1 protein-coding gene is annotated in these 240 nt (G+C 65.8%); it reads right to left on the bottom strand.

The window, feature by feature from the left end; all coding sequences use genetic code 11:
- A partial coding sequence (gene opgC / locus KZZ06_RS22095; RefSeq protein ID WP_219582043.1) for an OpgC domain-containing protein occupies positions 1-240 on the bottom strand: 240 nt, incomplete at both ends.

Raw genomic sequence — 240 nt, 5'->3', positions numbered from 1 at the left:
AAAGCGGTGCAAACGCTAACAATACCCCCAGAAAATGAAGCAGTCGCGCCGGGGTCAGGTAGGTCTTCTCGAACGTGAAGAGCAGCCGCGGCTCCGGAACGAGCATCGGATCCGGGCGAATCTCCGTCACCGCGAGCACGATCCCGAGGAGGACGATGACGACGCCCGCCGGGAACAGGCGCCGCGACCAGCGGCGCAGGGCGTCGGAGCGCAGGTTCCAGCCCTGCAGGACGAAGCCCA

Source organism: Sulfitobacter sp. CW3 (assembly GCF_019392245.1).
Classification (GTDB): Bacteria; Pseudomonadota; Alphaproteobacteria; order Rhodobacterales; family Rhodobacteraceae; genus Sulfitobacter.
Note: the sequence above shows the minus strand (reverse complement) of the source record. Positions and strands in the feature narration are given on the sequence as shown.